Origin of the sequence: Palleronia sp. (assembly GCF_042089775.1) — a bacterium.
Taxonomy (GTDB): Bacteria; Pseudomonadota; Alphaproteobacteria; order Rhodobacterales; family Rhodobacteraceae; genus Palleronia.
The window spans coordinates 48,849-55,220 of the sequence record NZ_JBELKF010000018.1 but is presented as its reverse complement, the minus strand read 5'-3'; the positions used below and the strand labels follow the sequence as shown (position 1 = coordinate 55,220).

Annotated in this window: 6 protein-coding genes; 5 read left to right on the top strand and 1 reads right to left on the bottom strand. The window is 68.9% G+C overall.

All coding sequences use genetic code 11. The features are described 5' to 3' along the window. Both ACFDS3_RS07085 and ACFDS3_RS07080 read left to right on the top strand, forming a co-directional pair. Positions 1 to 693: amidohydrolase family protein (locus tag ACFDS3_RS07085; RefSeq protein WP_375261650.1), on the top strand; the 693-nt coding region annotated here is incomplete at its 5' end. Next, positions 690 to 1,100 (top strand): CAP domain-containing protein, encoded by a 411-nt coding sequence (locus ACFDS3_RS07080; protein WP_375261649.1) that lies wholly within the window; start codon positions 690 to 692, stop codon positions 1,098 to 1,100. The genes ACFDS3_RS07085 and ACFDS3_RS07080, both read left to right, overlap by 4 nt. On the opposite strand, the gene guaD is transcribed toward ACFDS3_RS07080, so the two are convergent. Continuing rightward, positions 1,097 to 2,383 (bottom strand): guanine deaminase, encoded by a 1,287-nt coding sequence (gene guaD / locus ACFDS3_RS07075; RefSeq protein ID WP_375261648.1) that lies wholly within the window; start codon positions 2,381 to 2,383, stop codon positions 1,097 to 1,099. The genes ACFDS3_RS07080 and guaD overlap by 4 nt on opposite strands. A gap of 265 nt (positions 2,384 to 2,648) precedes the next feature. On the opposite strand from guaD, the gene mgtE reads away from it, so the two are divergent. The 3 genes from mgtE to glpD all read left to right on the top strand — a co-directional run bounded on the left by mgtE (position 2,649) and on the right by glpD (position 6,301). Next, positions 2,649 to 4,028, top strand: a complete 1,380-nt coding sequence (mgtE, locus tag ACFDS3_RS07070) for a magnesium transporter (RefSeq protein WP_375261647.1) — start codon at positions 2,649 to 2,651, stop codon at positions 4,026 to 4,028. Next, positions 4,025 to 4,582: a 5-formyltetrahydrofolate cyclo-ligase gene (locus ACFDS3_RS07065; protein ID WP_375261646.1), complete on the top strand. Its 558-nt coding sequence runs from the start codon at positions 4,025 to 4,027 to the stop codon at positions 4,580 to 4,582. The genes mgtE and ACFDS3_RS07065 overlap by 4 nt, the downstream gene beginning before the upstream one ends. Positions 4,583 to 4,669: 87 nt before the next feature. Further along, positions 4,670 to 6,301 carry a glycerol-3-phosphate dehydrogenase gene (glpD, locus tag ACFDS3_RS07060; RefSeq protein ID WP_375261645.1) on the top strand — a complete coding sequence of 544 codons (1,632 nt, stop codon included), beginning with the start codon at positions 4,670 to 4,672 and terminating at the stop codon, positions 6,299 to 6,301. The last annotated feature ends 71 nt before the right edge of the window (positions 6,302 to 6,372 follow it).

Below are 6,372 nucleotides of genomic sequence, written 5' to 3'. Positions count from 1 at the left end.
GGCTTCGAAGGGGGCTTCAAAAGAGACACCAAACTGCACACGCACCTGGCCGAGAATGACGAGGACGTGGCCTATTCCCTCGAAAAATTCGGCTGCCGTCCCGGCCAGTACGCCGAGGATCTGGGCTGGACGGGCGACGACGTGTGGCACGCCCATTGCGTCAAGCTCGACGGGGCCGAGATCGACCTCTTCGCGCGCACGCGCACGGGCGTCGCGCATTGCCCCTGCTCGAACTGCCGCCTCGCCTCGGGGATCGCGCCGGTCCGGGCGATGCGCGACGCGGGCGTGCCGGTGGGGCTGGGCGTCGACGGGTCAGCCTCGAATGACGCCGGAGGTCTCGCGGCCGAGGCACGTCAGGCGATGCTGCTGCAACGGGTCGCCGGCGGGGCAGGCGCCATGTCCGCGCGCGAGGCGCTGTGGATCGCCACGCGCGGCGGGGCCGAGATCCTCGGCCGCGACGATTGCGGCCGCATCGCACCCGGCGCCCGTGCCGACCTTGCGATCTGGAACCTGCACCGGGTCGAATCCGCGGGCAACTGGGACCCTGCGGCGCTGCTGCTCGCGGGGCCGATGCAGGTGCGCGACCTCTTCGTCGAGGGGCGGCAGGTCGTGCGCGACAGTCACCTGACGACCGTGGACCTGCCGGCCGTTCTGCAAGACCACCGCCGCCTGACGCAGGAGCTGATGTCGTGATCCGCCCCCTCCTTCTGGCCCTCGCGCTGGCGGCCTGCGGCCCGGCAGAGCGGCACGTGGCGGACGGTGACGTCAACGCGCGCCGCGCCGCGGCTGGTCTGCCACCTGTCACCCGCTCCGTTCGAGCAGACCGCGCGGCGGCCCGCCACGCGCAGGACATGGCGGCGAACGGGTTCTTCGCGCATCAAGGCTCGGACGGGTCGAGCCACACCGACCGCCTTCGCGCTGTCGGCTGCGGACCGGGGGCCGAGAACCTCGCCTGGGGCCAGACCTCGGCCGAGGCGGCAATGGATGCGTGGATGGCGTCCGAGGGGCATCGCCGCAATATCCTGAACCCGGACCTGCGCGCCTATGGCCTCGCCAACGCGGGCGACATCTGGGTCATGGTGCTGGCGACGCGCTGCTAGGCCAGCCGGTCGCCCGCGACCCAGACCGCCCGCACGGCGCGGTCGTCACCCATCATGATGGTCGGGAACACGGCTTCCCACAGGCTCTCGGCGCGGACGGACCGCTGCTGGATCGCCGGCGTCGAGCCGAGGTCGAGCGCCACGAGATCCGCCGCCGTTCCAGGCGCAAGCGTTCCGACCTCGTCCTCCATCCGCATCGCGCGGGCCGAGCCTTCGGTCGCCAGCCACAAAAGCTGGTAGGGATGTAGCGGCGCACCGGTCAGCTGCCCGATCTCGTAAGCCGCCGCCATCGTGCGCAGCATTGAGAAGGACGAGCCCCCGCCCGTGTCGGTGGCCAGCCCCACGGTCATTCCGTCCGCCTTGGCCGCCGCCATGCGAAACAGCCCCGAGCCGATGAAGGTGTTCGATGTCGGGCAATGCACCAGCGACGAGCCGCTCTCGCGCAGCCGGTCCCGCTCACGCGGGTCAAGATGGATGCCGTGGCCGAAAAGTGCGCCAGGGCCGATCAGGCCGAACCGCTCGTACGTGTCGAGGTAGTCGCGCGCGTCCGATTCCAGCGACTTCACCCAGTCGATCTCGTCCACCTGCTCGCTCAGATGGGTCTGCATCGCGCAGGACGGGTTCGCGGCCCAGAGCGCACCCAGCGCTTCCAGCTGCTCGGGCGTCGAGGTCGGCGTAAAGCGCGGCGTGATCGCATAGCGCGCGCGGCCCCGGCGATGCCAGCGCGCCAGCAAGGCGGCGCTTTCGTCATGGGCAGACTGGGCGGTGTCGCGCAGGTTGTCGGGCGCGTTGCGGTCCATGCAGGTGCGCCCGGCCATGACCGCCATCCGCCGCGCCTCGGCCGCCTCGAAGAAGGCGTCGACGCTCGCCTCGTGGATCGTGCAGAAGCTCGCCAGCGTCGTGGTGCCGTTGGCAAGGGCGAGGTCCAGCGTCGTCTCGGCCTGCTGGCGCGCATAGGCGGGGTCTGCGAACTTCGCCTCTTCGGGGAAGGTGTAGGTGTTCAGCCAGTCGATCAGCCGCTTGCCCCAGCTCGCGATCATGCCGGTCTGGGGATAGTGCATGTGCGCGTCGACGAATCCCGGCAGGATCAGCGCCTCGCCCAGCGCCGTCTCGGGCGCGTCCGGCGCCTTGGCGCGCACCTCGTCCACGGGGCCGGCGGCGACGATGCGCCCGTCGTCGATCAGCACCGCACCGTAGGCGTCGTGGATCGCGGCCTCTTCGGGCGGGGCGCCGAAGGGATCGGCGCTGAACCGCAGAAGCTGTCCGCTGACGAGATCGGGCATGGGGCGACACTCCTGTGGGTCTGGCCGCCCTACATCGGCCAAGCCCGCCGGGGGTTCAAGACCGGCCCGTGGTAAGGCCGGCTTTACCCCTTGGCGATATGACCATTCGAGGCCCGGCCACACGCAGGCTCTGGCGCTGTCGGCCTGCTCGGGCCGGGCGCGGGGAACCACGGACACCGGACTTCCGCCGGTTGCCCGGAACCGTCTGGCGCCGCGTCCCGCCTTGTCCTAGACCTGCCCCGCGACCAGCCCCGAGGAGACGCGCATGGCCGAGCCCGAAGAGATCATCGAGCCCGACGAGGATGCCTATGCGCTCGACCGCGAGACGATGCGCGACGTGCGCAGCGCCGTCGAGGCCGAGGATCGGGCGGCGCTGCTCGAGGCGATGGAGCCGCTGCACCCGGCCGACGTGGCCGACCTTCTCGAACAGCTCGACGAGGGGCCGCGGCACAAGCTGATCCAGCTGCTCGGGCACGACTTCAACGGCGCGGTCCTGTCGGAACTCGACGAGGGCCTGCGCGAGGACGTCATCGAGGCGCTGTCGCCCGCCGTCTTGACCGAGGCGGTCCGCGAACTCGACTCGGACGACGTGGTGGACCTGCTCGAAACGCTCGAAGCGCCGCAGCAGGAGACGATCCTCGGCGCTCTCGAACGGCCCGACCGGATCGCGATCGAGCGCGCGATGGCCTTCCCCGAAGGCAGCGCCGGCCGCTTGATGCAGCGCGAGGTCGTCACCGCGCCCGAGCACTGGACCGTGGGCGACGCCATCGACTTCATGCGCGCGTCTCTCGACCTGCCCGAGCAGTTCTACCACATCGTGCTGGTCGATCCGCGCTACCAGCCGATCGGGCAGGTCACGCTGGGCCGCGTCATGTCGTCGGACCGCGTCACGAAGCTCGCCGACCTGACCGAGGAAAGCTACCGCACGATCCCCGTCACCCAGGACGAAGAGGACGTCGCCTACGCCTTCAACCAGTACCACCTGATCTCGGCGCCGGTCGTGGATGACGACGGCCGGCTTGTGGGCGTCATCACCATCGACGACGCGATGATCGTCCTGAGCCAGCAGAACGAGGAAGACCTGCTGCTCCTCGCCGGCGTCGGTGACGAATCCATCGCCGACCGCACGCTTCAGATCGTGCGGCAGCGCTTCCCGTGGCTTCTGGTGAACCTCGGCACCGCGATCCTCGCCTCGATGGTCATCGCCCAGTTCGAGGACGTGCTGGCCGCCATCGTCGCGCTGGCCGTGCTGATGCCCATCGTCGCGTCGATGGGCGGCAACGCAGGCACGCAGTCGATGGCCGTCGCCGTGCGGGCCATCGCAACGCGCGACCTGACGGGATCGAACGCGTGGCGGGTGGTCCGGCGCGAGATCACGGCCGCCTTCCTCAACGGCCTCGTCTTCGCGGTCATCATCGGGATCGTCGGCATGGTCTGGTTCGGCAATCCGATGCTGGGCGCAGTGATCGCGATGGCGATGGTCATCAACCTCGTGGTCGCGGGGCTTGCCGGGGTGATGCTGCCCATCGTGCTCGACAAGGTCGGCGTCGACCCCGCGCTGGCCTCGGGCACCTTCGTCACCACCGTCACGGATGTCGTGGGCTTCTTCGCCTTCCTCGGCCTCGCGGGGATAATCCTGCTATGATCGAGTTCGACAAGTCCGCCGCCCGCAAGGCCGCCTTCGCCCGCCGCAAGACCGCCCGCGCGGCCGCCGGCCCCGTCGTCACGGGTCCCCTCCTGCGGGTGCTGGAAGGACATCGCGGGCGGCCGCTCGCCGGCTTCTCGCCCATCGGGACCGAGATTGACCCGACCCCTGCGATGACGGCCATGGCCGCCGATGGCCCCGTCTGCCTGCCGGTGGTCGAGGGGCCAGATCGCCCCCTGCGCTTCCGCGCCTGGACCCCGGGTTGCGAGATGGTCACAGGCCCGTTCGGCGCCTCGGTGCCCGCCGAAGGCGACTGGATCGTTCCCGAGGTGCTCATCGTGCCGCTTCTGGCCTTCGACCGGCGCGGCGGGCGTCTTGGCTATGGCGGCGGGTTCTACGACCGCACGCTGCCCGGCCTGCGCACCGCCGGTCCGGTGACGGCGATCGGTTTCGCCTATGCGCTGCAAGAGGATGCCGAGGTGCCGCTCGAACCCACGGATGCGCCGCTCGACCTCATCGTGACCGAACGCGAGGTCATCACGCCCACGGCCTGATACGGGGCGAACCGCCTTGCGCCCCCCTGAAAATCCGGCATGCCTTCTATATGGAGGACAAACCCGAATGATCATCGCGAGGATCACATGGCCGCGCACACCGCACTGACCGAAGCCGAATACGACCTCTTCGTCATCGGAGGGGGCATCAACGGAACCGGCATTGCCCGTGACGCGCAGGGCAGGGGCCTCAGCGTCTGCCTGGCCGAGATGGGCGACCTCGGCGGGGCCACCTCGTCGAAATCGACCAAGCTGTTCCACGGCGGGCTGCGCTACCTCGAGTTCTTCGAGTTCGGGCTGGTGAAGAAGGCGCTGGTCGAACGCGAGGTCCTGCTCGAGGCGATGCCGCATATCTCGTGGCCGCTGCGCTTCGTGCTGCCCTACAGCGCCGACATGCGCTTCGAGGGCGAGACGCCGACCTCGAAGCTGCTGAACACCGTGATGCCCTGGACCAAGGGGACGCGACCGGACTGGATCATCCGGATGGGGCTGTTCCTTTACGACAACCTCGGCGGCCGGAAGCATCTGAAGGGGACCGAGACGATCAAGCTGGCAACGGCCCCCGAAGGCGCGCCGCTGAAGGACCGCTTCAACAAGGCCTACGAATATTCCGACTGCTGGATCGAGGATTCGCGCCTCGTCGCGCTGAACGCCCGCGACGCCGAACAGCGCGGCGCCCGCATCCTGCCCCGTACCAGGGTCATCTCGGCCGAGCGGCAGGGCGCGCATTGGCAGGTGACGGTCGAGAATGTCGAGACAGGCAAGGAAGAGATCATCGTCGCCAAGGGCCTCGTGAACGCGAGCGGTCCCTGGGTCGAGAACGTGGTGAAGAACACGGTCCGCATGAACTCGTCCGAGGGCGTGCGCCTGGTGCGCGGCTCGCATATCGTGGTTCCCCGGCTCTACGACCACGGCAAGGCCTATTTCTTCCAGGGCGAAGACGGCCGCATCATCTTCGCCATCCCCTACGAGACCGACTTCACCCTGATCGGCACCACCGACAAGGATCACGGCAACGACCCGTCGGTGAAGCCCGAATGCACGCCCGAAGAGCAGCAATATCTCTGCGACTTCGCCTCGGAATACTTCAAGAAGCCGGTGACGCGCGACGAGATCGTGTGGACCTATTCCGGCGTCCGGCCGCTCTACGACGACGGCGCCAAGTCGGCGACCGCTGCCACCCGCGACTATGTCCTCAGCATCGATGCCGGCCCCGCGACGGATGGCCCGCTGGGCAGCGAGCCGCCGCTCCTGTCGGTCTTCGGCGGCAAGATCACGACCTATCGCAAGCTGGCGGAGCAGGCGATGGCGAAGCTCAAGCCCTACTACCTTCAGATGACGGGCGACTGGACCGCGCGTGTGCCCCTGCCGGGCGGCGACTTCCCGGTGGACGGGGTGGAGCGCCTGATTTCCGACCTGAAGGCCGCGCACCCGTTCCTGTCCGACTACCATGCCCGCCGCCTCGTCCGCGCCTATGGCACCGAGGCGAAGAAAATCTGCGAGGGTGCCACCGAGGCGTCGGATCTCGGCCGCGACTTCGGCGCCACTCTGACCGAGGCCGAGGTGCGCTGGCAGATGGAACACGAATACGCCCGCACCGCCGAGGACGTCATCTGGCGCCGCACCAAGCTCGGCCTGCGGCTGGGCGAGACCGAGGTCGCCGCACTCGACGACTGGATGCGCGAGCGGCGCGAGGGTCTCGCACAGGCCGCGGAGTAGGGCGGAACATCCTACAAAGCTAACACGGGAGTCCGACGAAACTCTTACGGATCTCTCACGCAGAAACAGAC